Genomic DNA, 25,310 nt, shown 5'->3' on the forward strand with positions numbered 1-25,310 from the left:
TGCGGCGACTCGGCGTGCGCGGCTACGGTCTGCGGGCTTCGCCTGCACGCGCACCTGCCCTCGCCCCGCATCACGGAGACACCTTGCCGCCACGCATCACACCGTTGACCGATCCGGACTCCTCCCCGTCCGGCCGACGCCTGGCCTGGCTGGCCTCGGACACGGAAGGGGTCCCGGTGGGCTCGGCGTTCCTTCGGCTGTCCGGCAGGAAGGGGCGGGACCACCGAGCGGAGCTCGACATCGCGGTGCACCCGGCCGAGCGGCGCGCCGGAGTGGGCCACGCGCTGCTCGACACCGCCCTGACCGCCGCGCGGGGCGAGGGACGGCGGTCACTGGTCGCCCGGGTCCAGGCGGGCTCGCCCGGCGAACCGTTTCTCGCGGCACACGGGTTCCGCCCGGTGCTGGCGCTGACGTTCACCCGGCTCCCGCTGCCGGGACCGGACCTCGAAGCCCTGACCGGGATCGTCGAACGGCCGCATCCCGGCTACGAGTTGAGGTCCTGGGACGGGGTCGTGCCGCCCGAGCTGGCACACACCTTCGCCGCGTCCCGGCGGGCCATGGACGACATGCCCATGGAGGACAGCGACCACGGTGTCGACGTCTGGGACGTGGAGCGGGTCGTGGCCGTGGCCGAGGTCGTCCTCGCCCGGGGCGACGCGCTGCACACGGTGGCCGTGTTGGACCGGTCGGACGGCTCCGTCGCCGGATTCTCGGAACTCGTCGTCCCCGGGGACGGGCGCGGCGACGCCCAGCACTACGGCACGGGTGTCCTGCCCGAGCACCGCGGCCACGGCCTGGGGCTGTGGATGAAGGCCGAGTCGATCCGCTGGGCCCGTCTGCGGTACCCCGAACTCACCGGTCTGCTCACCGACACGGCCGACAGCAACACGTACATGATCGGCATCAACGACGGGCTCGGCTACCGGCCCACCCACCGGGAGCTGGAGTACCGGCTGGACCTCTGAGGGCCCGGGACCTCCGCAGCGCGGCGCGATCCCCTCCGGTCCAACGGGCTCGGAGGTCGGTCGCTCCTCGATCCGCGTGGCCGCGATGTGCCGTTCGAGTTCGGGGGTGGTCCCTTCGGGCCCGCGGCCGTCGGATCCGGTCGCCTTCGGCCGCTCCCGCCGATGGGGCCCGGGTCACACTTCGTAGACGTACGGCGTCGTCGTGGTGAGCGGCTGGAAGCCCAGGCGGGCAAGAATGGGGCGGCTCTGGCTGGAGGCGTCGACCTGGACGTAGCGGTAGCCGCGCTCGGCGGCGACGCGGGCGCGGTGGGCGACGAGGGCGCGGTAGATGCCCCGGCCCCGCCAGGCCTCGACGGTGCCGCCGCCCCACAGCCCGGCGAAGCGGGCCCCCGGCAGGAGTTCCATGCGGGCCGCGCTGACCGGGACGTCGCCGGCGAGCGCCACGACGGCGACGACCGTGTTCGGGTCGCCGGTGAGCTGGGCGAGCAGCTGGTGGCGCAGCCGGGTGCTGTCACGGCCGAAGGCCTGCTCGTGGACCTCGGCGACCAGGGCGACGCCCGCGCGGTCGGTGACGGGAAGGAACCGGACACCCTCGGGCGGTTGCGCGTCGAGGGCCAGACCGCTCAGTTCCGCGACCATCACCGTCTCCTCGGGCTCGGCGGTGAAGCCCGCTGCCCGCAGCCGCTGCCCCAGGTCGTCCGGCCGGTCGTGCCCGTACAGCTTCCACTCGAAGCCGCCCCCGAGACCGGAGAAGAAGCGCACCTGTTCGGCGATGGCCGCGTCGGCGCCCGCCGCGTCGAGATCGGACCAGAGCACCCCGTTCCAGCCCTTGTCGGCGCCGACCAGACGCACCACCTTGCCGACGCGCTCGACCCGGGCACCGGGCGCGTCGGGGCGCGCGCCCTCCCGCATGTCCCGGTCGAACAGCGCCAGTACCGCTTCGTGATCCATGGGGTCACTCCAGCACCCCAGGACGAACGGGGCAACGGGAATATGTGTCCCCCGAGCGTCGGCGAGAGACCCTACGGCCTCCCCGGCCTCCCTCCTCCGCGCCGCCCCGGACGCGACGGTGTCCGGGGCGGGACCCGTGGGCAGGCCCCGCCCCCGGACACCGTCGCGCACCGCTCCGGTCAGCCGGTGGCGGTCAGTTCCCGCTGCGGTGCGGAGCCGGGGGACGTCGTCCGCACCCGGCGCAGGCCGGTCAGAGCGACGAAGACCAGGGAGAAGACGCCCGCGAGGGCGAAGGCGCTGAAGCCGGCGGTGGTCGAGCCCGTGGCGAGCAGCCGCCCGCCCAGCCAGGGGCCGAAGACGGCACCGAAGCGTCCCATGCCGGAGGTCCAGCCGACCGCGGTGGCGCGGTGGTCGTCCTCGGAGCGGTGCGCGACCGTCGCGTAGATCATCGCCTGTGCGCTGAAGAGGAACAGGCCGGTCAGGAACACGACGGTGTACGTGAGGGGCAGCGGCATCCTGAAGCTGAGGGAGTAGATGCCGACGGCGGTGGCGCCGAACCAGATCGCGGAGATCAGCGAGCCGCCGAACCGGTCGGTGAGCCGTCCGCCGATCAGCATGCCGACGATGCCGCCGAGGTTGATGACGATCACGAAGCCGATCGAGGAGCCGAGGTCGTAGCCGTTGGCCTTCATGAGCGAGGGCAGCCACTGCGAGACGCCGTAGACGAGAAGGAGACCGCCGAAGGACGCGATCCAGAAGAGCAGGGTCTGGGCCCAACGGCCGTCGCGGAAGAGGGCGTTGAGGGCGCCGAGACGGTTGGCCACGGCCTGGCGCTCCTCGGCGCGGGCGGCCAGGTCGACACCGTGGCGGTCGGCGAGGGCGCGGGCCTCCTCGGTGCGGCCCCTGGCCTGGAGGAAGGCCATCGACTCGGGCAGGTACACGGCCGCCAGCGGGACCCCGATGAACAGCGGTACCACGCAGATCCAGAAGGAGACCCGCCAGTCGCCCGTCCCGAGCGCGACGAATCCGGCGACGATCCCGCCGGCCTGGTGAGCGGTCATCAGGGAGCCCACGATCAGGGCGCGCCGGCCTCGGGGGGCGTACTCGGTGACCATGGTGATCGCGCTCGGCAGCAGGCCGCCGAGGCCGAGGCCGGCCAGGAAGCGGCCGAGACCGAAGACACCCAGGCTCCCGGCCGAGGCACAGATCGCGGAGGCCAGCGAGAACACGGCGGTCGAGGTGATGATCGTCTTCTTGCGGCCGACCCAGTCGCTGACGGTGCCCGAGCACAGGGCGCCGATCAGCATGCCGAAGGTGGCGTAGGAGCCGACGTCGCCGGCCTTGCCGGGGTCGATGCCGAGCGCCTTCGTCTCCAGCATGTGCGGCAGCACGGAGCCGTAGATGAACATGTCGAGGCCGTCGAAGAGGACGACCAGCCAGCAGAGACCGACGACCAGCGCGGCCAGTCTGCTGCCGCCGCGAGCGGGCAGGGCGAGGGAGGAGGACATCGTTGTTTCCTCTCGTCCAGAGGTGGGGGCCCTGGAAGCGGATCGGGGGTGCGGACCGAAGCGGCTCGTGCGGCCGGCCCTGTGGTGCGACAGACGCTAAGGAGTGGACCTTTAGAGTGTCAACACTTTTGTCAACAATCTCGGATCGGCGGAGTTCCATGGGTGTGGAAGGACTCGATGGTCTTCAGCCCCCAGGCCTGGCCCTTCTTCCGCTCGTCCTCGGTCCAGGTGATCAGCGGCCAGTCGGGGGCCAGCACGAGGCGGGTGAGCGGGTTGCACAACTCGACGCGGTTGCCGCCGGGTTCGTACACGTAGAGGAAGAACGTCTGCTGGATGGCGTGCTTGTGCGGGCCGGTCTCGATGAACACACCGGTGTCCAGGGCGAGATCGGCGGCACGCAGGATGTCCTCACGGGTGTCCGTGGCGAACGCGACGTGGTGCAGGCGTCCGCTCGAACCCGTCCAGTCCTCGGTGTAGACGACGTCGTACGACTTGCTGCTGAAGGTCAGCCACTGGGCCGCGATCCGCCCGCCGTCCAGCTGGATCTGCTCGGTCGGGCGGGCCCCGAGCGCGTCACGGACGAAGTCTCCGTTCGCGGCGACGTCGGAGGCGAGGTAGTTCACATGGTCCAGGCGCCGGACGCCGACCCCGTGGCCGGGTTTGGCCTGGGGCTGGTTCTTCAGTCCGGGCCGCAGATGCTCCGGCGCCCGGTACCACTCGCTCTCCCAGTACAGGGCGAGTTCATGGCCGTCGGGATCGGTGGTGACGTAGAGCGGGCCGAGACCCGGCTCGTCGTTCACCCAGCGACCCTCGCGGCCGGCGCCCTCGATCTCCTTGACCCGGCGCAGAAGGGCCCCCTCGCTGGAGGCGCGCAGGGCGGTACGCCGGATGCCCGAGGTCGTGTGGGCGGTCAGGGTCAGACTGTGGTGCTCGTAGTCGTCCCAGGTCCGCAGGTAGACGGAGTCCGCGGAGCGGCCGTTCTCGGTCAGGCCGAGGTACTCCGTGAAGAACCGGACGCTGGCGTCCAGATCGGGGGTGAGCAGTTCGACGTGCCCGAGGTGGGCGATGTCGCCGAGCGGCGGGGCCATGGGGCCTCCTCAGGGTTGATGTGCGGCTCCGGACGGCCGGGGGAAGACCGTGCCGTCGAAGATCTTGCGTGCGGTGCGGACGACGGCGGTGCGCCGGGCCACGGGCGCTTCGCCCCCGGGGCCGTACTCGACACCCGCTTCGATGTCGAGGAATCCGGTGGGGTGTTCGATACGCAGCCGGTCGCCCCGTCCGGGCAGGCGCGCCACGGCGTGTCCGACACCCCCCTCCACGCGCAGCCCCGCGGCCACGCTCGCCGCGCCGAGGACGCCGATGGAGGTGTGGCAGCGCACCGGGATGAAGGTGCGGGTCGTGACGGCTCCGCCGTGGCGGGGCGGGGCGAGCAGGGTCAGCTTGGGCACGGTGGCGTTCTCGGCGTCCCCGAGCCCCATCAGCCGACCGGCCTCCAGGCGGATCCGGTGGAGGCGGTCGGCCAGGGCCGGATCGTCCTCCAGGTCCCCCGGGGTCTCGTACCCGGTGACGCCGAGGGAGGAGGCGGCGATCAGCACGGTCGGCATCCCGTTGTCCACACAGGTCACGGGGATGCCGGCGACGAGGTCCCGGGCCCGGCCGGTGGGCATCAACGGGGCGCTCCCCCGCGGGAATTCGAGGACCACCGGCGCCGCGGTCCCGGGCACCCCGGAGATCTCGGCGTCTCCCTCGTAGACCACGCGTCCGCCTTCGGTGGGGAAGCTCGCGTGCGCGAGGTCACCGGAGTTGACCATGCGGACGCGTACCGACGTGATCCCCTCACCCGGCTCGACCAGTCCGCGTTCGACGGCGAACGGACCGACTCCGGCGAGCAGGTTCCCGCAGTTCTGACGGTCCGACACCTCGGCCTGGTCGACGGAGACTTGGAGAAACAGGTAGTCGACGTCGGCGGCGGGGTCGGCGGAGACCGAGACCACGGCCACCTTGCTGGTCAGCGGTTGCGCGCCGCCCAGGCCGTCGATCTGGCGCGGGTCGGGGCTGCCCATCACGCGCAGCAGCAGCCCGTCCCGTTCGCGGGGGTCCGCGGGCAGGTCCCCGGCGAGGAAGTACGCGCCCTTGGAGGTACCGCCGCGCAGGAGCATGCAGCGCACCCCCTCGGGTCCGCTCACGGCGCGGCCCCGTCCTCGAAGCGGGGCGCTCACGGTGCCGCCCCGTCCCTGAAGCGAGGCCCGTTCACGGCGCCGCCCCGTCCCGCACGTAGTCGTCGTACGACGTGTAGGTCACGCCCAGGCGTGTCAGCGTCTCGCGCAACCCGTAGCGGTCCAGGCCGAGTTCGCCGTCGAGGAAGGCCGCGCGGGCCAGTGCCTCCTTGCGCTCGCGGGCCGCGGAGGCCTCGGCGATCCCGCGGGCCTTCTCGCGCGGTACGCAGACCACGCCGTCGTCGTCGGCGAGGATCACGTCGCCGGGCCGGACGATCTGGCCGCCGACGGCCACCGGCACGTTCACCGAGCCGCCGGTCGCCTTCACGGTGCCCTGCGGGCTGACGGCGGCGGACCAGGCGGGAAAGCCCATCGCGCGCAGTTCGGCGGTGTCCCGGATGCCCGCGTCGATGACCAGTCCGCGCACGCCACGCCGGTGCAGCGCGGTGGCGAACAGTTCGCCGAACATGCCGTCGGTGGAGGGCGAGGTGGTCGTGACGACCAGGAGGTCGCCCTCGCCGCACTGCTCGACCGCGGCGTGGATCATGAGGTTGTCGCCGGGCCAGGACAGCACGGTGACCGCGGTGCCCGCGACGCGGACGCCCTGCTGGATCGGGCGCAGCCCGGTGCCGAGCAGCCCGGTGCGGCCCATCGCCTCGTGCACGGTGGCGGTGCCGTACGCGGCGATCGCCTCGACGTCCTTCGCGTCCGCCCTCGGCGGGCCGGTGACGATCACGCCGCTCATGCCAGCTCCTTCGCGATCTGCGGGTAGGGACGCATGAACGCCTCGGCCATGGTCCTGTGGGCCAGGCCCAGGTTGGGGCCGGCGTTGCGCTTGAGCTGGACCCCCCGGCGTACGGCGAGGTCGGTGTAGTAGTCCCACAGGTGCCGCTGGGCGCCGAGGCATTCCATCGCCTCGCGCTTGGTCGCCCACACCTCGGTGATGTCGAGGAGGACCTCGGGCCGGAAGCCGCTCATCTCGGGCTGGTGCGGCTCGAAGTAGAAGACGGGCGGGGCGCCGATGATCTCGCCCTCGCCGGGGTATCCGATGGCCTGGGCGAGGACGCGGGCCTCCAGGGCCATGCGGTTGGCGGCGGGGTGGTCGCCGTTGTACGGGTCCTCGGTCGGGTGGGTGAGGACGACGTCCGGCTGGGTCTCGCGGTACACCGTCACCAACTGGTCGGTGAGTTCGGCGGTGGCGGTCAGCGGGTAGTCGCCCGCGTCGAAGAAGCGGACGGCGGCGCCGAGCGTGGCGGCGGCCCTCTCGGCCTCCGCACGGCGCATCGCCTTGATCTCGTCCAGCTTCCTGCCCTCGCGCCAGGCCTTGGCGGACTCGCCGCGCTCGCCGAAGGTCAGGCACGCGATGGTGACCTGCTCCCCCCGGGAGGCGGCAAGCGCGATGGCTCCCCCGGCCCGCCACACGAAATCTCCGGCGTGCGCGGTGACGACCAGCGTCGACCGGGGCGGGCGTCCCCCGGGCGGGACCGGGGGCTCGGGGGCGGCAGGCGCGTGGCCGTGCGTCATGGCGGCAGTCTCCTTGGTGGACAGGTGAGCGCCCGCCTCGGCCGTCCGCCGCATCGCGCGTCGCCGCGCGCTGCGTCAGTCGCGCAGCGCTTCGATCACGCTGCCGAGGTGGGCGCGGACGGCCGCTTCGGCCGCCTGCGGGTCCCTGGCCCCGATCGCCTCGATCATGGCCAGGTGTTCACTCAGGGACTGCTGCGAACGGCCGGGACGCAGGGCCAGCTGGAAGCGGTGGCGCACCAGTTGGGCGTTGAGCCGTTCCAGGAGTTCCACGGCCGTCCGCTGGCCGGAGAACTCCCTGATCCGGGCGTGCACTTCGTGGTTGAGCTCGGAGTAGGTGACCGGTTCGCCGTCGGCGACCGCCTTGACCATGGCGTCGCCCAGGCCGGCCAGTTCGGCGATCTGGTCGTCGGTCACCAGCACGGCCGCCTTGGCGGCGCAGAGTCCTTCGAGCGCCATGCGGCACTCGGTGATGGCGACCGCTTCCTCCACGGTCACCACCCGGACGCGGGATCCGCGGTTGCGGATCCGCTCGACCAGTCCCTCCGATTCCAGCTCGATCAGCGCCGCCCGCGCGCTGGCCCGGGTGACACCGAACTGCTCGGCGAGTTCGTTCTCCACCAGCCGCTGGGCCGGGGCCATCTCTCCGCGCAGAATCGCCTGCCGCAGCTGCACCAACGCGTGCTGCTTGGCCTGCTCGCCGGTGCCTGGACGGGCTTCCTTCTGCATTGCGCCCTCCCTGAGTGAGTGCCTGTCGAACGTAAATCTAGACCAACAAGATTGTCAACAATTTTGTTCGTCATGTTGCCGACCGTGGCGTCGGCGGAACCCGCTCCTCCACCGGCCGGGTCTGCCACGACGCACCATGTGAGCCGCACGTTCGCCGCGACCGGGAAGACGGTGGAGCACCTCTCGGACGAGGACCTGATGGACTGAGCGACCGGTCCCGGTCCCGGGCAGGACGGCCCCGCCCTGCCCGGGACCGGGGTGACGACGGCCCCGCCCTGGCCGGGCGGGGCCGTCGTCAGCGGCGTACGCGGTCACCGCACCCGCGCCTCCCGCACGGGGGCCGGCGCGAGACCGGCAGGGCGGGTGGTGAAGGCACCCCGGCCCTGGGTCCGGCCGCGCAACCGGGTCGCGTAGCCGAAGAGTTCGGCCAGCGGCACGGTGGCGGTGACCACCGCCGTGCCCCCTCGCGCGAGCGAACCCGAGACCCGGCCGCGCCGGGCCGCGAGGTCGCCGAGCACCCCGCCCACGGCCTCCTCCGGGACGGTGACGGTGACCTCGGCCACCGGCTCCAGCAGGACCATGGCGCTCGCGCGCAGCGCCTCGCGCAGACCGAACCGGCCGGCCGCGCGGAACGCCGTCTCCGAGGAGTCCTTCACATGGGTCGCCCCGTCGGTCAGGGTGACGCGCAGCCCGGTCACCTGGTGACCGCCGAGGGGACCCTCGGCGAGCGCGTCCCGGCAGCCCGCCTCCACGGCACGGACGTACTCCTGCGGCACCCGGCCGCCGACGACCGACGACCGGAAGACGAAGCCCGTCGCCGCGCCCTCGGGTGCGCCGGGGTCCGTCCCCAGCGGTTCCACGTCGAGGACGACATGGGCGAACTGCCCCGCGCCGCCATCCTGTTTGACATGCCGGTACACCAGACCCGACACGCCGCGGGCCACCGTCTCGCGGTAGGCCACCCTCGGCCGCCCGACGGCGACGTCGAGCCCGTGGGAGCGCCGGATCTTCTCCACCGCCACCTCCAGATGCAGTTCTCCCATGCCCGACAGCAGCGTCTGTCCGGTCTCGGGGTCGGTGCGGACGACCAGGGAGGGGTCCTCCTCGGCCAGCCGGGCCAGCGCCGGCACCAGCCGGTCGGTCTCGGTGCTCCTGCGCGCCTCGACCGCCACGGACACCACCGGGTCGGCGACGACCGGCGGTTCGAGGAGCAGCGGCGCACCGGGTGCGCACAGGGTCGCGCCGGCCCGGGCGGACTTCGGCCCGATCACCGCGACGATGTCACCGGCCACGGCACGCTCCAGCTCCGTGTGCCGCTCGGCCCGCACGCGCAGGATGCGCGCGATCCGCTCGGTGCGTCCCGTGCCCGCGTCCAGCACCGCCTGTCCCTTCTCCGCCGTGCCCGCGTAGATGCGCAGATACGTCATCCGTCCGGTGGCGGTGGCGTTCACCTTGAACACCAGTGCCGCGAACGGCGCTTCGGGGTCCGCGGCCCGTTCCGCCTCCGCGCCGTCGTGCGTGCCGCGGACGGCGGGCACGTCGAGCGGCGAGGGCAGGTAGGCCACCATCGCGTCCAGCAGCGGTTCGACACCGCGGTTGCGGTAGGCCGAGCCGCACAGGACCACCACGCCCTCACCGGTACGGGTCAGGTCGCGGAGCGCCGCCGAGAGGGTCCCGGCCGACAGGGTGGAGCGCTCGCAGAACTCCTCCAGGGCCGCCGGGTGGAGTTCCGCCACCGCCTCCTCCAGGAGCCGGCGCCTTCGTCCCGCCTCCTCCAGCAGGTCCCGCGGCACCGGGATCTCCTCGGCGGACCCGTCGCCGTCGGCCCAGATGAGGGCGCGCATCCGCAGCAGGTCGACGACGCCGGTGAAGGCGTCCTCGGTGCCGATCGGCAACTGGACGACCAGCGGCGCCGGATGGAGCCGTTCGCGGATCGAGTCGACGGCGGTGTCCAGGTCGGCGCCCGCGCGGTCCAGCTTGTTCACGAAGGCGATCCGGGGGACGCCGTGCCGGTCGGCCCGCCGCCACACCGACTCGCTCTGCGGCTCCACGCCCGCCACGGCGTCGAACACCGCGACGGCGCCGTCGAGGACGCGGAGCGAGCGCTCCACCTCGTCGGAGAAGTCGACGTGGCCCGGGGTGTCGAGCAGGTTGATCCGGTGCCCGTCCCAGGCGCAGGTGACGGCCGCGGCGAAGATGGTGATGCCGCGGTCGCGCTCCTGCGGGTCGAAGTCGGTGACGGTGGTGCCGTCATGGACCTCGCCGCGTTTGTGGACGGCGCCGGTGAGATAGAGGATCCGTTCGGTCACGGTGGTCTTCCCGGCGTCCACGTGGGCAAGGATGCCCAGGTTGCGGACGGCGGCCAGAGGGCTGGTGACGGTCAGGTGAGGGTGCAGGTCGGTACGCACGGCCGAGGGCCTTTCGGACGATCCGGAGACGGGTCGGCGCGATTCCCGGACGACACACCTGTGATCAGGCGGTGGCGGACCTCCGGCGTGCACGGCGTGCGGCGACCGGGCATGCGGTCGCCGCCGTACGGGCGGAGGTCAGAGGGTCGTCGCGGGCTTCCGGTTCCGGCCGCGCAGCCGGTACCGGGCCCACGTGGACACCAGGATCACCTCGTACTGTGACGGGGGGACGACGACAGCGGTGCGGTAACGCACGGCCCGGCTCCCCTCGTTCGTCACGGCACACACGCGCTCGTGGCGGCGGTGTGTGATTCCGTGGCGAGTGTAGGCGGCCGGGCGCGGGCCCGGCATCGCATTTTCCGGGCTCTCGGCGGCGCCGCGATACGTTTCGCCCTGTCAGAGCGCCCTGGGCGCCCGCAGTTGTCCAACGTCAGGATGGTCATGCGCGAGGAAACGATCGTCGAGGCAGCCACCGGAGTTCATCTGGTGCGCGGCAGCAACACGAACTGGGTGGTGCTGTCCGAGGGCGACTCCGTCACCCTGATCGACACGGGATATCCCGGCGACCGCGAGCGGTTGCTGGCGTCGCTGAAGACCCTCGGCCACGCGCCCGAGGCCGTGACCGCCGTGCTCGTCACCCACGCGCACAGCGACCACCTCGGCTCCGCCGAGTTCCTGAACCACACCTACGGCACCCCGGTCCAGCTGCACGAGTCCGAAGTACCGCACGCCCGCCGCGAGTTCCTTCACCAGGTGAGCATCGGGCAGGTGATGCGGCAGGCGTGGCGTCCCGGCGTGCTGCCCTGGGCCGTGCACGCCATCCGCTCGGGCGGCACGGCGGACGTGACCATGACCAAGCCCGAGGCCTTCCCGCACGCGGGTCCGCTCGACCTGCCCGGCCGGCCCGTCCCGGTGCACACACCTGGCCACACACCGGGCCACTGCGTCTACCACCTGCCGGAGGCCGGGGTGCTGATCTCCGGTGACGCCCTGGTGAGCGGTCACCCCACCTCACGGATACGGGGTCCGCAGCTGCTGCCGAGGATGTTCGACACCGAACGCGCCGGTGCGCTGGCCTCGCTCGAACGCATCGAGGCACTCGGCGCCGATCTGCTGCTCCCGGGACACGGGCCCCTGCACCGCGGACCGGTACGTGAGGCGGCCCGGCGCGCCCGGGACCTGGCGGGCTGACCACGACGTCGTCGGGGGTGCCGCGCCGGTCACCCCCGACGACCGCCGCGTCGGAGGTCCCTCGACCGGCGCCGTGCCGGGCACGGGCACCACCGCTTGACGCACGGGACAGGCGGGGGCAGAGTTGTACATATACGTCGTAAACATACGCCGTCGTCCGCTTCACCCGGGAGCCTCGCCCCGGCACGCCGTGCCGGTGCCGCGCCCCCCTCCGACCGCCGCCCGCGCACACGAAGGAGCCGGGCCCATGAGTGCCCCCTCGACCATTCTCGTCACGGGCGGCGCAGGATTCATCGGAAGTCACGCCTGTGTCGAACTGCTCGACCACGGTTACGAGTTGATCGTGGTCGACGACTACTCCAACAGCAGTCCGCAGGTCTTCGCCCGCGTGGAACGCATCGCGGGCCGTTTCCTCGGCACCGTCTATGAGCTGGACATCCGTGATCGGCGCGCGCTGTCGGCCGTCTTCGACCGTCACTCCGTGGACGCCGTCGTGCACTTTGCCGCGCACAAGGCGGTCGGCACGTCGACACGGATGCCCATCGACTACTACGACACCAACGTCGGGGGAACGACCGCGCTGCTGAACACCATGCACGAGCACGGCGTGCACCAGCTCGTCTTCTCCTCGTCCTGTTCCGTCTACGGCGACGCCGGTCACGGACCGCTCGACGAGTCCACCCCGACCCGGCCCACCAATCCGTACGCCACCTCCAAGCTGATCTGCGAGCAGATCCTCGCCGACGTCTGCCGTCGTCGCCCCGAGTACACCGTGCTGTGCCTGCGGTACTTCAACCCCGCGGGCGCCCATCCCAGCGGGCTTCTGGGCGAGGACCCCAGCGGTTCCCCGGACAACCTGCTGCCGAACCTGGCCCAGGTGGCCGTCGGCCGGCGGGAACGCCTGCGCGTCTTCGGCGACGACTACCCGACGGCGGACGGGACCGCGATCCGCGACTATCTGCACGTCATGGACACCGTCGAGGCCCATCGGGTCGCGCTCGACCACCTCGCGGACGGCACGGGCATGAGCGTGTACAACCTCGGTATAGGCAAGGGGAGTTCGGTCCTCGACGTGGTCTCCGCCTTCTCCACGGCCTGTGGCAGCCCCGTGCCCTACACGATGGTGCCGCGCCGGCCGGGCGATGTCGCCGAGCTCGTCGCGGACGCCTCCGCCGTCGCCCGCGCCTGGGGCTGGCACCCTTCACGGGACCTCGCCGACATGTGCCGGGACGCCTGGCGGTTCCAGGAGCTCAATCCGTACGGCTACGCGGGTTCCGCCCGGCGCTCGTCCGACAAGGACTGACGGACCCCGAACCCCCACCGACTCCCGGAATCCGACTCCCGGAGCAGCCGATTCCGACTCCCGGACCAGCCGGTTGCCCGGCCGCTCCCCGGGCCGCCGCCACCTCCGACCCCGCCTGCTCCGGCCTGCCCGGCTCCCCCGCGCCCCGGACCGTCCGGTCAGCCCGCCGGCTCCGACAGCAGGAACGCGGTCTCCACCAGCGCGATGTGGCTGAACGCCTGGGGCGCGTTGCCCAGTTGGCGGCCGGCGTCGGGGTCCCACTGCTCCGAGAGCAGACCGAGGTCGTTGCGGATCCCCAGCACCCGCTCGAACACCTCCGTCGCCTCCTGCCGGTGTCCGGTCGTGGCGAGCGCGTCGGCGTACCAGAGCGAGCACGCCACGAACGCGCCCTCGCCGCCGGGCATTCCGTCCACGCCGTGCACGCCGTGGCCGTTGGGCACGTACCGCCGTACGAACCCGCCGTGGGACAGGCCCCGCATCGCCCGCACGGTGCCGCGCACCCGCTCGTCCCCCACGGGCAGAAAGCCCAACCGGGACATCAGCAGCGCCGAGGCGTCCAGGTCCGTCGAGCCGTACGACTGGACGAACGACCCCCGCCCGGCGTCCCATCCCTCCCGGCACACCTGCCGGTGGACCTCGTCCCGCAGGGCCCGCCAGGCGTCCGAGGAGCCGTTCCTGCCGAGGAGTTCGCCCATGCGCAGCGCGCGGTCCGCCGCCACCCAGGTCATGACCTTGGAGTGGACGAACTGCCGTGCCGGCCCGCGTACTTGCCACAGGCCCTGGTCGGGCTCGCGCCAATGGCGGCCGAGGTGGCTCATCATGCCCTCCACCAGCCGCCACACATGGCCCGGCATGGGGATGCCCGCGCGCAGCGACAGCAGGAGGGCGTCGAGCACCTCTCCGTAGACGTCGAGCTGGAACTGGCTGACCGCGGAGTTCCCGAAGCGCACCGGGCGCGAACCCTCGTATCCGGGCAGCCACGGCGCCTCCGTCTCCGGGAGCAGTCGCTGCCCGGCGACGCCGTACACGGTCTGGAGGTCGGCGGGTTCCCCGGCGACGGCCCGGACCAGCCAGCCGAGCCAGGCCGTCGCCTCTTCGCGGTAGCCGCCGCGCAGCAGACAGGACAGCGTCAGCGCGGAATCCCGCAGCCAGCAGTAGCGGTGGTCCCAGTTGCGTTCGCCGCCGATGAAGCCGGGCAGCGAGGTGGTCGGGGCGGCGACGATGCCGCCGGTGGGCGCGTAGGTGAGCGCCTTCAGCGTGATCAGGGACCGCACCACGGCCTCGCGCCAGGGCCCCTCGTAGCGGCACTGGGCGGCCCAGAGCCGCCAGAAGTCGCCGGTCTCCTTGAGCACCGTCTCCGCGGGGACGGACAGCGGGGCGGGCGGTTCGGTCCGGTACGAGGGCGCCCACACGAACGTCAGGGTCGTCCTGCGTCCGGCGCGCACGGTGAACTCGTGGACGGTGGAGCCGTCTCCGCCGGGTTCCGCCGTCAGTCCCTCCGCGTTCAGCCAGACGGCGTCGGGGCCCGCGACCGCGACCGTGCAGACTTCGCCGGCCTGGATCCACGGCACCACCCTGCCCTGATGGAAGCGCAGCCTCAGTTCGCTGCGCATGGACACGGATCCCCACAGGCCTTCCACCACACGGACGACGCAGGGCAGTTGACTGCGCGGCGGCATGAAGTCGATGACACGCGCGGCGCCCGTGGCCGTCTCCCAGCGGGACTCCAGGACGAGGGTGTCAGGCCGGTACGCCCGGCTCGCGCAGTAGGCCCGCTCAGCCCCGGAGACCGGCGCGATCCGCCAGAATCCGTTGTCCGGTGTCCCCAGCATCGCGGCCATGCACGCCGGTGAGTCGAACCGGGGCAGACACAGCCAGTCGATGGAACCGTCCCTGCCGACCATGGCAGCGGTTTCCAGATCGCTGATGAGGGCGTAGTCCTCGATGGGTGTGTTCATGATCGAAGCCACGCCGCCGTGTTCTTTGCCGCTTCTCCAGGATACGGCCGTGTCCCCGATGCGCATCCTGACCAGGTCGTTTCCCGCTCGCGCCGGCCCCGTCGCCGAGGGACGGGAACGGGGGCCGGGAACGAGGTCCGCGCGAAACCGCCGACGCGGGCCGAGGGAGGTTTTCGCCCGATCGGGATGCATATACGCTGTATGCGTACGCTTCACCCTCGCAGATGCATAGGGTCGGCACCATCGGGAAGATCCGGGTGGCGGCCGTACGGAGGCAGGCTATGGCCAGGGAACGGGCTCGGGGCAAGGACGGCGAGGACACCGCCCCGGCGCGAAGGGCCAGCGACCGGGGCCACTACGGCCGGCTGAGCCGCGAACGCGTGCTCGCCAGCGCGCTGGACCTGGTGGACGAGGAAGGCCTCTCGGCGCTGAGCATGCGCCGACTCGGCGCCCGGCTCGGCGTGGAGGCGATGGCCCTCTACCGCTACGCGGACGGCAAGGACGCGCTGCTGGACGGACTGGTGGAGGCGCTGTACCTGGAACTGGTGGAGCGCCTGCCCGCCGGCTCCCCACCGGAGAGCGCCGCGACGCCCGACCCGGCCGCCTGGCGCGCCGAACTCCACCGGATCGCACGGGCGACGTACGAGGTCTGCCTCACCCATCCCCAGGCCGTTCCGCTGCTCGCCACCCGCATGCTCGCCGTCCCGATGGCCAGGAGGCCGCTCGCCGTGCTCAAGGAGCACGAGCGCATCCTGGCGCTGCTCCGGGACGCGGGGTTCGGCCTGGAACAGACCGCGGCGCTCTTCCGCGCCTTCACCGGCTGGGTGCTCGGCTATGTCTCCGTGGAACTGCGCGCCATGGTGGACAACCCCGCGGAGGTGGACCCCGCCTTCCGTCTGGGGCTGCACCGGATGCCGCCCCAGGAACTGCCCCGGCTCCGCGAGATCGCCGCGACCCTGGCCGAACGCGGCGGCCCCGACGGCCTGGACGCCGGTCTGGACGCCCTGCTCGACCGCTTCGCACAGGACTTCGCGCGGGACTGAACGCCGGAGCGGCACGGGGACCCGGCCGCGCGCCGCCACTCGTGCTGAAGATGCACCGGTCCTCCCCCCGTGCCTACGATCAAGACTGCCCCGGAACCCGGCGAACGGTCCCAGTGCCGTCCGATGCGACGGTCCTGTGCCGTCCGACGTAGGGAGGCGGATCGGCTTGCTGCGGGCACCTCGCCTCGAAGGCGGCTTGCTGCGGCCACGGCGCCTCGGTGTCTACACCCTCCTGGTCGCGGCCACCACCGTCGTATACATGGCCGTTCCCGTGACCCGGACCCCGCTGTGGGCCGTCATCGGACTCGGCGGGGTCGCGGCGATGGTCACCGGGATCGTGGTCAACCGCCCGGCGCACCGCTGGCCGTGGCTGCTGCTGGCCGCTGGGCTGCTGGCGTTCTCCGCGGGCGACACGTCGTACAACGTGATGGAGTCGTACTTCCACTTCAACAACCCGTTCCCGTCCCCCGCGGACGCCTGCTACCTGACGGTGTATCCGCTGTTCGCCGCCGGTCTCTACGGACTCGTCCGCTACCGCTGGCCGGGACACGACCTGCCGAGCCTGCTCGACGCGCTGATCTTCGCCATGGGTCTGGCCCTGCCGGTCTGGGTCTTCCTGGTGCAGCCGCTCACCCATGCGCCGGGCATGACGTGGCAGCAGCGCGCCATCAGCATCGCGTACCCACTGGGCGACGTGCTCGTCCTCACGCTTCTGACCCGCCTGCTGGTGGCGAGCCCCGGCTCAGGCCGCATCCCCTCCCTCCGGCTCCTCGTGCTCGGAACCGCGACGCTGCTCACCTTCGACATCGCGTACGGGATCCTCCAGCTGAACGACCTGTGGCAGACCGGGACCCTGCTCGACTCCGGCTGGATCGTGTTCTACACGGCCTGGGGGCTCGCCGGACTGCATCCCTCTATGGTGCAGCTGACCCGGCCCGTGGTGCGGCGGGAGTCGCTGCGTCCCACCCGCAGCCGGCTGCTCGCACTCGCCGCGGCCACCCTGGTGGCACCCGCGATCCTGCTGTACGAGGGGCGGCGCGGGAACGCCCAGGACGCCGCCGTGATCGCGGTCTTCTCCGCGGCGCTCTTCCTGCTGGTGCTCCTGCGGCTCTCCGGGATGGTGGTTGCCCACCGCAACGCCGTGGCACGCGAACTGGCCCTGCGCACCGCGGCCACCGCCCTCGTCGCGGCGGTCCGGCCGAAGGACGTGGAGCGGGCCTGCGACACCGCGGTCAGCACGCTGTTCGGGGACAAGGTCGCCCACCGGAGTCTCGTCCTGCCCGCCGAGTACGCGAACGGGCTGGCAACGCGTCGCTCCCAGCTGGTGTCCACGCGGGAGCTCGGGGCGGACCTCATGCACCGGCTCGACGATCTGCCGAACACCCTCGTCTGCCCCATGATCCCGCCGGACGAGCCGACCGAGCAGTTGCCGGGCGTCCTGATGGCCGCGGGACCCGAGGAGCAGCTCCGCGAGATCCAGAGCTCTCTGGAGATCCTCGCCTCGCACGCCGGTCTGGCCGTGGAACGCATCGCGCTGCGCCAGGAGATCACCCGCAAGGAGAGCGAGGCGTACTTCCGCACCCTGGTGCGCAACGCCTCGGACGTCATCCTCATCGTCGAGGACGACAACACGGTCCGGTACGCGAGCCCGTCCGCGCGTGCCGTGTTCGGCCAGAGGGAGCTGACCGGGGCGCCGCTGCCCGAACTGGTGGACTCCAGGGACCGTACCCGGGTCGTCAAGGGACTCACCGCCCTGCGCGAGGGCGGGGGCTCCGAGAACCACGACCACTGGTGGGTGCTGCGCGACGGCAACCGCATCGAGGTCGAGGTGCGGTGCAGCGATCTGCGCCGGGACCCCACGGTGGCCGGGCTCGTCATCACCCTGCGGGACGTGACCGAACAACGGCGCCTGGAACACGAGCTGACGGAGCGCGCCTTCCACGATCCGCTGACCGGTCTGCCCAACCGGACCCTGCTGCTGGAGCGGATCGAGCGCGCGCTGCTGCGCAGCCGCCGCGGGGCGAGCCTCACCTGTCTGCTCTTCATCGACCTCGACGACTTCAAGATGGTCAACGACACGATGGGGCACTCCACCGGCGACCATCTGCTCACCGCCGTCGGGGAACGGCTCTCGGGTGCCCTGCGCCGCACGGACACCGCCGCCCGACTCGGGGGCGACGAGTTCGCGGTGCTGATGGAGGACGCGAAGAAGCCGCTCGACGCCGAACTGCTCGCGGCACAGGTGATCCAGGCGCTGAGCAGACCGTTCAGTCTCCGTGAGGGCTCGGTGAGCGTGTCCGCGAGCGTCGGCGTGGCCACCGCCAGGGACAGCACGGACGCCGAGGAACTCCTCGGCCACGCCGACCTGGCCCTGTACGCGGCCAAGGCGGCGGGCAAGCGGCAGTGGCGCAGGTTCCTGCCGAGGCTGCGGGTGCGCATGGTGGAACGGCACGACCTCCAGGCCCGCCTCGACGGCGCGGTGGCCCGGTCCGAGTTCACCCTGCGCTACCAGCCCGTCGTGGACATCGCCGCGGGCGAGGTCGTCGGCTTCGAGGCCCTGGCCCGCTGGCCGCATCCGCAGCACGAGGCGGTTCCGCCCGAACAGTTCATCGCCCTGGCCGAGGAGACCGGGCACATCACGCCGCTGGGCGCGTGGGTGCTGTCGAACGCCGTCACCGACATGGCCGGACTCCAGCGGTCGGCCGACGGGGCCGACCCGCCGTACGTCAGCGTGAACGTCTCCCCGCGCCAGTTCCGCGACAGCGGCTTCCTCGGCGAGGTGCGCAAGGCGTTGGAGACGCCGGGGCTGGCCCCGGGGTCGCTCCAGCTGGAGCTCACCGAGACGGTGCTGATGCGCCGGGACGCGCAGATCCAGGCGGTGCTGTACTCGCTCAAGGACCTCGGGGTGCACATAGCCGTCGACGACTTCGGCAGTGGCTACTCGTCGCTGCGGTATCTGCGGGACTTCCCCGTCGACGTACTGAAGATCGATAAAACGTTCATCGACGACATCGCGCTGGACACTCGACAGGTCGCGCTGGTCGAGGGAATAGTCGGTCTCGCCGACACTCTGGGTATCCAGGTGATCGCCGAGGGGATCGAGGATCCGGTGCAGAGGGATCTCCTGGCCGGCATGGGATGCCGGTTCGGACAGGGGTTCCTCTTCGCCCGGCCGATGACGGTGCAGCAGAGCGAGTTCCTGCTGCGGCAGCGCGACGGGGTTCGCAACCCGGTACGGCCCACCGCCGCGAAGGCGGAAACGAGGTACGGAATGGGACAGACGGAGCCGGCACCAGCCGACCCCCGCAAGGAGCGGCCGTCCCCGCCCCAGGCGGCGGAGACAAAGGACGAACGGACCGGGGGCGCACGCCCCTTCGGCCCACAGACCGAGCACGCACGGACCGACGATCCACGGACCGAGCACCCCCGATCCGGCAGCACGCCGACCGACGGCACGCGGACGGACGCCACGCGGACCGAAGGCGCACGGTCCGACGGCACGCCGGCCGACAGCGCACACCGTTCCCGGCGCTGGCGGGACCTGGAGCATCTGCGCCAGACCAGCCCCATGAGCGACGCCATCCTGGACGAGGTGCGCGGCCGGCACATCCGCAGCGGCGACCACTGGATGATCGACTTCGCCTCCTGCAACTACCTCGGCTTCGACTGCGATCCGGAGATCATCCAGGCCATCGAGCCGGCCGTACGGCGCTGGGGCACACACCCCAGCTGGTCACGCCTGATCGGCAGCCCCCGTCTGTACCCCGACATCGAGGAGCGGCTCGCCGATCTGCTCGGCGCGCCGGACACGCTGCTGCTCCCCACCGCGACCCTGATCCACGCCTCGGTGATCCCCGCCCTGGCCGGCCAGGGTCATGTCTTCGTCGAGGCCACCGCGCACCGGACCGTGTTCGACGGATGCGTGGGGGCCCGCGGGCAGGGGGCGACGCTGCGCCGCTTCCACGCCGGCCGCCCCGACGAACTGGCCACGATGCTGGACGAGGTGCCCGCCGGCCTGCCCCGGCTCGTCTGTCTCGACGGCGTGAACAGCATGAGCGGGAACATCCCCGACCTGCCGGGACTGGCCGAGGTGTGCAGACCGCGGAACGCCCTGATGTACGTCGACGACGCGCACGGCTTTGGTGTCATCGGCGAGCGCCGCCCGAACGAGTCGTGTCCGTACGGCGATCGCGGCAACAGCGTCGTCCGGCACACCGGGGAGTCGTACGAGGGGATCGTGCTCGTCGGCGGGTTCTCCAAGGCCTACTCGTCGCTGCTGGCCTTCCTCGCCCTGCCCAGCTCCCTCAAGGACCGTCTCAAGACCACCGCGGCCCCCTACCTCTACTCGGGCCCCTCGCCCACCGCCTCCCTCGCCACGGCGCTGGCCGGCCTCGACGTCAACGACAGCCGCGGCGACGCCATCCGCGCCGATCTGTACCGGAAGACCGTGCGGGTGCTCGACCATCTGGAGGAGCTCGGCGCGGGCACGCTCAACACCGACCGTCTGCCGATCATCGAGATCCCCCTGGCCGACGCCGGCGACCTGGACGCGGTCGGCGGGTTCCTGTGGGACAACGGCATCTATGTGACGCTGGCGGCCTATCCCCTCGTACCGCGCGACCGGGTCGGATTCCGGGTCCAGCTGACCGCGCTCAACTCGGACGAGGACGTCGACCGGCTCAACGACACACTCACCCGGCTCACCGAGCGCTACCGGCTGCGGCCGAGGGAGGAGGTCCACGATGGCGATCCTCAATGACGACGTGAACTGGGACAGTTGGCCGGTCGAGGATTACCTGGCGGAGAACTACCGTGAGGTGCATCCCTCGGACGCGGCGGTCATCGCCCATCACAGCGCGTTCTACCGGCAGTTCACGCCGGGCGGGATCGCCCGGTCCGTGGAGATCGGGGCGGGTCCCAACCTCTATCCGCTGATCCTGGCCTCGGCCGCCAGCCGCCGTATCGACGCCGTGGAAGCGGGCGCCTCCAACGCCGCCTATCTGGAGCGGCAGTTGAGCGGCCCGCCGGACCCGAGCTGGCTGCCCTTCCACGCGTTGTGCCACGGTCTCGACCCCGGCATTCCCGAGACCCTGGAGGAGTCGCTGGCCGCGGTGCGGCTCGTGCACGGCGATCTGAGATCCGTCGAAGCGGGGAGCTACGAGCTGGTCTCCATGCACTTCGTCGCCGAGGGGGCCACCGAGGACTTCGAGGAGTTCAAGGAATTCTGCCGCCGGTTCGTCGCGTGCGCGGCGCCGGGCGGGCATCTGGTCGCCGCCTTCATGGAGAACATGCCGACCTACCGGATCGGCGCCGACTCGCGCTGGCCCGGCTGCCCGGTGGACACGGACGTGGTCACCGAGGTGTTCACCCCCCTCACCGACCGACTCACGGTCGACCGCATCCCGTCGGACCCGACACTGCCGGACTACGGGGACTCCGGGATGATCCTGCTCACCGGGGTGGCGGCGGCCTCTCTCCCCGGATAGATCACCTGGATCACCGCGGTCTTTGCCTCCGGCGTCGTCCTGTCCGGTCAGGTGCCGGGCACGGCCGTACGCGCCTTCCGCTCAGCCGAGTTCCAGCGACGTCACCCCGTGGACGCGTTCCGACGCCGACGCCCTGACGGGCCCTGTGTACATCCGGGCCGTCTCGAAGGAGGGCGTCAGACCGAGCTCCTCCACGAGCGCGACGGCGGCAGTGTTCGAGCGGGGCACGTCGACGGCGAGCGGCCTGCCGCCCGCGTCGGCGGCGAGCGCGGTGAACAGGGCGCGGGCGTCCTCGGCGGTGTCGGCGAACAGCGGGCCGACGCGCAGGCCGTCACGCGCCGGACGGATCACGCCGTACCCGCTCAGCCGGCCGTCGTCGGCCCGGCGGACGAAGGTGCGGTGCCCGGGCGCGGTCAGCCAGGACGCGAGGAACACCGGCCGGTCGGCCGGGTGGCAGGCGCTGTCGTACGCCGTGATCGCCGCGTGGTCCGCGCCGTCGGCCGCCCGCACACCCGGCGCCTCCCGACCCACGGGCACCACGCCGGTGAACCGGGCTGTCCTGTAGGCGAGTTCGAAGCCGGACTTACGGTAGTTGTCCTGCTGCGCGACCACTCCGTCGAGGCCGACGGTCCGGTCGCCCGCGTGGGCCAGGGCCGTCTCCCAGGTGGCGAGACCGTATCCCTTGCCGCGCAGACCGGGGCGTACGAGATAGAAGCCCAGGAAGGCGTAGTCGGCGCTGTAGTTGACCACCGAGACGGCCGAGACGGGCTCCCCGTCGACGCGCCCGATGAAGAAGCCGGCGGGATCCTGCGCGAAGAAGCTCGCGCTGTCCGAGAGGCCGGGATTCCATCCCTCGTCCGCCGCCCAGCCCCCGACGACCTTCCAGTCGTCGAGCGTGGCCTGGCCGACGACGAGGCCGTCAGGTCCCGGAGAGGTCATGGGGCGCTCCAATGCGTGCGGGTCGGATGTGCGCCGGTGTACGGGGGCGCGGAGGACGCCGGTGTACGGCACGACGAGTGCGCCGGCCGGTCGCCCGCGCAGCATCCTTGCCGATCTCCGCGCCGACCGCAGCGACGGGCGCCGTCCACGGGACCGGATTCGGCCACTTCGGCGGCCCGGCTCCGTACGACACCACGCGACATGGGCCGTGCGATGCGACACCGCTCCGTGCGGGCCCGTACGACACCTCTCCGTACGAGCCTTACGACGCGCCGCTCCCGGAGCCCCGGCACCCGCCCTCGGAGAGAGGACGGACGCGAAGGAGGCTCCGCCGGTCACCCGTCCGGTGGAGCCTCCCGTTCGTGATCGCCGCGGGTCAGCGCACCGCGGCGGGCCGGAACCTGCGGTACAGGACGGCGCCGCCCAGCAGCATCGCCGCGCTGGCCGCGACGGCGGACATCGTGCCGTCGGCGCCCGTGTGGGCGAGGGTGGCCGCGGTCCCGCCGGGCGACAGCGCCTTCCCCGGTGTTCCGGCGTCGGGGGTCACCGCGACCGGGGTGGACGGCTTCGGGTCGGGCTTCGCGGGGTGGTGCGCCCGCACGGGCCCGGTGCCCGATCCGTTGACCGACTCGTTCCCGATCGCCGGGTTGCCGAGTCCGACCACCGTCACGGAGTTGCCGCTGACGTTGACCGGGAGATCCACGGGAAGCTGAAGGCCGTTGCCCGAGAGCACACCCGGCGAATCCTTTCCGCGCCCGTGCGCGACCGCGCCACCGCCGTCACGGCCGCCGACCGCGCCGCCCTGCCCGGCCGTGCGGCCGTGCCCGGCGGAGCCACCGTGCGCTCCGGCTCCCTCGTGCCGGCCGCCACCGTGCGCCCCTGCTCCCCCGTGCCGGCCGCCACCGCTCACAGCGGCCCCGCCTCCGGCTCCCGCGTTGGCGCAGCGGTTCCCCGCGGCGGGGTTGAGCAGCCCGGCCACGTTCACCGTGTTCCCGCACAGGTTCACGGGGACGTGCACGGGCAGCTGGACGGTGTTGCCCGAGATCAGGCCCGGCGAGCCCGCCGCCGCGCCCTGTGCCCCGGAGTCGGCGTGCGCCGGCACCACCGCGGCCAGCGCGCCCGAGGCGGCGGCCGCGGCGATCAAACCATTTCGGGTCACCCGTTTCATACGTTCACTGCCTTCCTGACAACGCCGTGGGCGCTCGCCCACATTGCCTAGAACGCCGACGGACGGTCCGAGTTATGGCTTATCGGCCTTTCACCCCTTCGAGCGTCAGGTATTTCGAACGGTTCCCCCCGCCTCCGGGGGCCCACGGCACGGACCGGGAGGCGCCCGGCGGGCCCGCCCGGAGGCGGGTCCCCGGGGCCGCGTCTATCGTGATCCGGGAGGTATCGCCGGTCCACCGCAGGCGACCCTGGAGGCAGGCATGCTGACCGTGCACCAACGCTTCGCGGTCGTGGGGGCCGCCACCGCGACGCTGACTCTGCTGGCCGCCGGTCTGCCGACGGCGGCGACCGCCGACGACGAGCCCGGTCTGTCCCCCTTCTACCGCCAGAAGGTCACGTGGTCGGCGTGCAAGGGCGAAGGCATGCCCAAGGACCTTCAGTGCGGCAAGGTCACCGTCCCGCTGGACTACGCGCACCCGGACCGCGGCACGCTCGACCTGGCGCTGGCCCGCTACCGGGCGACGGGTCATTCCCGGGGGTCGGTGCTGCTGAACTTCGGCGGCCCGGGCGGCGCGGGGATACCCGGGCTCGCCGCGGGCGGCAAGGACTTCATGGGCCTGACGAACGGCTACGACGTGGTGACCTTCGACCCGCGCGGCGTCGGCCGGTCCTCGCCCGTCAGCTGCGGCGACGGCGCGGACGAGATCTTCGGCGCGACGGCCACGGGCTCCGACGTACAGGCCGCGCTCAAGGCCGTGAAGAAGGCCGCCGACACCTGCGCGAGGCATTCGGGGGCCGTCCTCCCCCACATCGGCACGGTCAACGCCTCCCGCGACCTGGACGTGATGCGCCAGGCCCTCGGCGACAAGAAGCTCAACTACCTCGGCTTCTCGTACGGAACGCGGCTCGGCGCGGTGTACGCGGCCCAGTTCCCGAAGAAGACGGGACGCATCGTCCTCGACGGCGTCGACACCCTCACCGAGCCGATCACCGAACAGGGCCTGACAGGCGCGGAGGGCCAGCAGACCGCGCTCGACGACTTCATCACCTGGTGCGCGAAGAACATGGCCTGCCCGTTCGGACAGGACGGGCGCAGCGCCGGCGAGCAGGTGGTCCAGCTCGTGAAGTCGCTCGACGAGGAGCCGGTGCCCTCGGACTACGGCCAGGACTTCACCGGGCAGGACCTCGTGGGGGCGATCGGCCAGGCGCTCTACAGCAAGGCGATGTGGCCCGTCCTCGAACAGGCCCTGAGTCTGCTGGTCCAGGACGGCGACACCCACGGACTGACCCAGCTGTACGGCGGTGCCTCCCTGCCCGCCACCTCCACCCCCGTCCGGCAGCGGACCAGGCACAGCGGGCTCGTCGACGCGGAGGACGTCCCCCTCGACAACCTTCCCGCCGCCCTGATGGCCGTCAACTGCGCCGACGACCCCGACCGGCCCGGCGCCGGCGAGGTCGCCCGGCAGGTGGCGGGGCTGCGTGCCGCATACGAGGAGGCCTCGCCCGTCTTCGGCCGGTACCGCCTCGCCCAGGTGCTGATGTGCTACGGCCGCCCCAAGGGCACCGACTACATACGCGAGAAGGTCCGCGACGTCCCCTCCTCGAAGATGCTGCTCGTCGGGACGCGCGGGGACCCGGCGACGCCGTACCGCTGGACCGAGGAGACCGCCAAGCGTCTCGGTTCGTCCGCGGTGGTGCTCGACAACAAGGGCGAGGGGCACACCGGGTACGCGTCCTCGAAGTGCGTGCACCGCAAGGTCGACGACTTCCTGCTGTACGGGTCGCTGCCGGCCAGCGGCAGCTCCTGCGGTCCGGAGGACTCGGGCGGATACTGACGGGCACCTGCTGGGGTGAGCGGGGCGGCCCGCACGGGTGTCCCGATCGGCGGCTTTCGTCCCCATGGGTTTGACTCAGGGGGTGCGCCG

19 protein-coding genes are annotated in these 25,310 nt (G+C 72.1%); 8 read left to right on the forward strand and 11 right to left on the reverse strand.

What is annotated here, in order from left to right; all coding sequences use genetic code 11:
- The first annotated feature begins 83 nt into the window (after positions 1 to 83).
- Positions 84 to 965, forward strand: coding sequence for a GNAT family N-acetyltransferase (locus tag ACZ4AA_RS08345; RefSeq protein WP_467597464.1), 882 nt, complete (start codon positions 84 to 86; stop codon positions 963 to 965).
- Positions 966 to 1,139: 174 nt separating this feature from the next.
- On the opposite strand, the gene ACZ4AA_RS08350 is transcribed toward ACZ4AA_RS08345, so the two are convergent.
- From ACZ4AA_RS08350 to ACZ4AA_RS08380, 7 genes are all read right to left on the reverse strand, one after another.
- A complete protein-coding gene (locus ACZ4AA_RS08350; RefSeq protein ID WP_467597467.1) occupies positions 1,140 to 1,916 on the reverse strand; it encodes a GNAT family N-acetyltransferase in 777 nt (258 codons plus the stop codon).
- A gap of 179 nt (positions 1,917 to 2,095) precedes the next feature.
- A complete protein-coding gene (locus ACZ4AA_RS08355; protein ID WP_467597470.1) occupies positions 2,096 to 3,424 on the reverse strand; it encodes an MFS transporter in 1,329 nt (442 codons plus the stop codon).
- Positions 3,425 to 3,555: 131 nt separating this feature from the next.
- Positions 3,556 to 4,512, reverse strand: a complete 957-nt coding sequence (locus ACZ4AA_RS08360; RefSeq protein WP_467597473.1) for a catechol 2,3-dioxygenase — start codon at positions 4,510 to 4,512, stop codon at positions 3,556 to 3,558.
- Positions 4,513 to 4,521: 9 nt separating this feature from the next.
- Positions 4,522 to 5,610, reverse strand: coding sequence for a 4-oxalomesaconate tautomerase (locus ACZ4AA_RS08365; RefSeq protein WP_467597476.1), 1,089 nt, complete (start codon positions 5,608 to 5,610; stop codon positions 4,522 to 4,524).
- A 64-nt stretch (positions 5,611 to 5,674) separates the two neighbouring features.
- Positions 5,675 to 6,385 (reverse strand): 4-carboxy-4-hydroxy-2-oxoadipate aldolase/oxaloacetate decarboxylase, encoded by a 711-nt coding sequence (locus ACZ4AA_RS08370; protein ID WP_467597479.1) that lies wholly within the window; start codon positions 6,383 to 6,385, stop codon positions 5,675 to 5,677.
- Positions 6,382 to 7,164 (reverse strand): PIG-L deacetylase family protein, encoded by a 783-nt coding sequence (locus tag ACZ4AA_RS08375; RefSeq protein WP_467597482.1) that lies wholly within the window; start codon positions 7,162 to 7,164, stop codon positions 6,382 to 6,384. Before ACZ4AA_RS08375 ends, ACZ4AA_RS08370 begins: the two co-directional genes overlap by 4 nt.
- A 75-nt stretch (positions 7,165 to 7,239) precedes the next feature.
- Complete coding sequence (locus tag ACZ4AA_RS08380) at positions 7,240 to 7,890, reverse strand: GntR family transcriptional regulator (protein WP_467597487.1); 651 nt, start codon at positions 7,888 to 7,890, stop codon at positions 7,240 to 7,242.
- A 72-nt stretch (positions 7,891 to 7,962) separates the two neighbouring features.
- On the opposite strand from ACZ4AA_RS08380, the gene ACZ4AA_RS08385 reads away from it, so the two are divergent.
- Complete coding sequence (locus tag ACZ4AA_RS08385) at positions 7,963 to 8,097, forward strand: hypothetical protein (RefSeq protein WP_467597491.1); 135 nt, start codon at positions 7,963 to 7,965, stop codon at positions 8,095 to 8,097.
- Positions 8,098 to 8,201: 104 nt separating this feature from the next.
- On the opposite strand, the gene fusA is transcribed toward ACZ4AA_RS08385, so the two are convergent.
- Positions 8,202 to 10,298 carry an elongation factor G gene (fusA, locus tag ACZ4AA_RS08390; RefSeq protein WP_467597494.1) on the reverse strand — a complete coding sequence of 699 codons (2,097 nt, stop codon included), beginning with the start codon at positions 10,296 to 10,298 and terminating at the stop codon, positions 8,202 to 8,204.
- Positions 10,299 to 10,739: 441 nt separating this feature from the next.
- On the opposite strand from fusA, the gene ACZ4AA_RS08395 reads away from it, so the two are divergent.
- Together ACZ4AA_RS08395 and galE are read left to right on the forward strand one after the other, a co-directional pair.
- Positions 10,740 to 11,489 (forward strand): MBL fold metallo-hydrolase, encoded by a 750-nt coding sequence (locus ACZ4AA_RS08395; RefSeq protein WP_467597497.1) that lies wholly within the window; start codon positions 10,740 to 10,742, stop codon positions 11,487 to 11,489.
- Between the two features lie 247 nt (positions 11,490 to 11,736).
- The gene (galE, locus tag ACZ4AA_RS08400) at positions 11,737 to 12,792 is read left to right on the forward strand and encodes a UDP-glucose 4-epimerase GalE (protein ID WP_467597500.1); all 1,056 of its coding nucleotides are present in this window, start codon (positions 11,737 to 11,739) and stop codon (positions 12,790 to 12,792) included.
- A 158-nt stretch (positions 12,793 to 12,950) separates the two neighbouring features.
- Here galE and ACZ4AA_RS08405 read toward each other — a convergent pair whose 3' ends face one another.
- On the reverse strand, positions 12,951 to 14,750 hold the full coding sequence (locus ACZ4AA_RS08405) for a glycoside hydrolase family 15 protein (RefSeq protein ID WP_467597503.1): 1,800 nt from the start codon (positions 14,748 to 14,750) through the stop codon (positions 12,951 to 12,953).
- A gap of 281 nt (positions 14,751 to 15,031) precedes the next feature.
- Here ACZ4AA_RS08405 and ACZ4AA_RS08410 point away from each other — a divergent pair, with 281 nt between their 5' ends.
- From ACZ4AA_RS08410 to ACZ4AA_RS08420, 3 genes are all read left to right on the forward strand, one after another.
- Complete coding sequence (locus ACZ4AA_RS08410; RefSeq protein WP_467597507.1) at positions 15,032 to 15,793, forward strand: TetR/AcrR family transcriptional regulator; 762 nt, start codon at positions 15,032 to 15,034, stop codon at positions 15,791 to 15,793.
- Positions 15,794 to 16,052: 259 nt separating this feature from the next.
- Positions 16,053 to 20,552, forward strand: coding sequence for an aminotransferase class I/II-fold pyridoxal phosphate-dependent enzyme (locus ACZ4AA_RS08415; protein WP_467598897.1), 4,500 nt, complete (start codon positions 16,053 to 16,055; stop codon positions 20,550 to 20,552).
- The gene (locus tag ACZ4AA_RS08420; RefSeq protein ID WP_467597510.1) at positions 20,536 to 21,279 is read left to right on the forward strand and encodes a class I SAM-dependent methyltransferase; all 744 of its coding nucleotides are present in this window, start codon (positions 20,536 to 20,538) and stop codon (positions 21,277 to 21,279) included. The genes ACZ4AA_RS08415 and ACZ4AA_RS08420 overlap by 17 nt, the downstream gene beginning before the upstream one ends.
- Positions 21,280 to 21,360: 81 nt before the next feature.
- On the opposite strand, the gene ACZ4AA_RS08425 is transcribed toward ACZ4AA_RS08420, so the two are convergent.
- Complete coding sequence (locus ACZ4AA_RS08425) at positions 21,361 to 22,218, reverse strand: GNAT family N-acetyltransferase (RefSeq protein WP_467597513.1); 858 nt, start codon at positions 22,216 to 22,218, stop codon at positions 21,361 to 21,363.
- Positions 22,219 to 22,594: 376 nt separating this feature from the next.
- Positions 22,595 to 23,386 (reverse strand): chaplin, encoded by a 792-nt coding sequence (locus tag ACZ4AA_RS08430; RefSeq protein ID WP_467597516.1) that lies wholly within the window; start codon positions 23,384 to 23,386, stop codon positions 22,595 to 22,597.
- A 259-nt stretch (positions 23,387 to 23,645) separates the two neighbouring features.
- Here ACZ4AA_RS08430 and ACZ4AA_RS08435 point away from each other — a divergent pair, with 259 nt between their 5' ends.
- Positions 23,646 to 25,220: an alpha/beta hydrolase gene (locus ACZ4AA_RS08435; protein ID WP_467597520.1), complete on the forward strand. Its 1,575-nt coding sequence runs from the start codon at positions 23,646 to 23,648 to the stop codon at positions 25,218 to 25,220.
- Positions 25,221 to 25,310: the final 90 nt, after the last annotated feature.

The sequence above is a fragment of the Streptomyces sp. NPDC024698 genome (assembly GCF_055559015.1).

What these genes read in the sequence shown, in the direction of transcription:
- ACZ4AA_RS08435 (WP_467597520.1), top strand. Translation starts at nt 23,646, where the DNA reads ATGCTGACCGTGCACCAACGCTTCGCGGTCGTGGGGGCCGCCACCGCG.
- ACZ4AA_RS08415 (WP_467598897.1), top strand. Translation starts at nt 16,053, where the DNA reads ATGGCCGTTCCCGTGACCCGGACCCCGCTGTGGGCCGTCATCGGACTC.
- ACZ4AA_RS08375 (WP_467597482.1), bottom strand. Translation starts at nt 7,164, where the DNA reads ATGACGCACGGCCACGCGCCTGCCGCCCCCGAGCCCCCGGTCCCGCCC.
- ACZ4AA_RS08405 (WP_467597503.1), bottom strand. Translation starts at nt 14,750, where the DNA reads ATGAACACACCCATCGAGGACTACGCCCTCATCAGCGATCTGGAAACC.
- ACZ4AA_RS08360 (WP_467597473.1), bottom strand. Translation starts at nt 4,512, where the DNA reads ATGGCCCCGCCGCTCGGCGACATCGCCCACCTCGGGCACGTCGAACTG.
- galE (WP_467597500.1), top strand. Translation starts at nt 11,737, where the DNA reads ATGAGTGCCCCCTCGACCATTCTCGTCACGGGCGGCGCAGGATTCATC.
- ACZ4AA_RS08350 (WP_467597467.1), bottom strand. Translation starts at nt 1,916, where the DNA reads ATGGATCACGAAGCGGTACTGGCGCTGTTCGACCGGGACATGCGGGAG.
- ACZ4AA_RS08395 (WP_467597497.1), top strand. Translation starts at nt 10,740, where the DNA reads ATGCGCGAGGAAACGATCGTCGAGGCAGCCACCGGAGTTCATCTGGTG.
- ACZ4AA_RS08355 (WP_467597470.1), bottom strand. Translation starts at nt 3,424, where the DNA reads ATGTCCTCCTCCCTCGCCCTGCCCGCTCGCGGCGGCAGCAGACTGGCC.
- ACZ4AA_RS08370 (WP_467597479.1), bottom strand. Translation starts at nt 6,385, where the DNA reads ATGAGCGGCGTGATCGTCACCGGCCCGCCGAGGGCGGACGCGAAGGAC.
- ACZ4AA_RS08410 (WP_467597507.1), top strand. Translation starts at nt 15,032, where the DNA reads ATGGCCAGGGAACGGGCTCGGGGCAAGGACGGCGAGGACACCGCCCCG.
- ACZ4AA_RS08425 (WP_467597513.1), bottom strand. Translation starts at nt 22,218, where the DNA reads ATGACCTCTCCGGGACCTGACGGCCTCGTCGTCGGCCAGGCCACGCTC.
- ACZ4AA_RS08380 (WP_467597487.1), bottom strand. Translation starts at nt 7,890, where the DNA reads ATGCAGAAGGAAGCCCGTCCAGGCACCGGCGAGCAGGCCAAGCAGCAC.
- ACZ4AA_RS08385 (WP_467597491.1), top strand. Translation starts at nt 7,963, where the DNA reads ATGTTGCCGACCGTGGCGTCGGCGGAACCCGCTCCTCCACCGGCCGGG.
- ACZ4AA_RS08430 (WP_467597516.1), bottom strand. Translation starts at nt 23,386, where the DNA reads ATGAAACGGGTGACCCGAAATGGTTTGATCGCCGCGGCCGCCGCCTCG.
- ACZ4AA_RS08420 (WP_467597510.1), top strand. Translation starts at nt 20,536, where the DNA reads ATGGCGATCCTCAATGACGACGTGAACTGGGACAGTTGGCCGGTCGAG.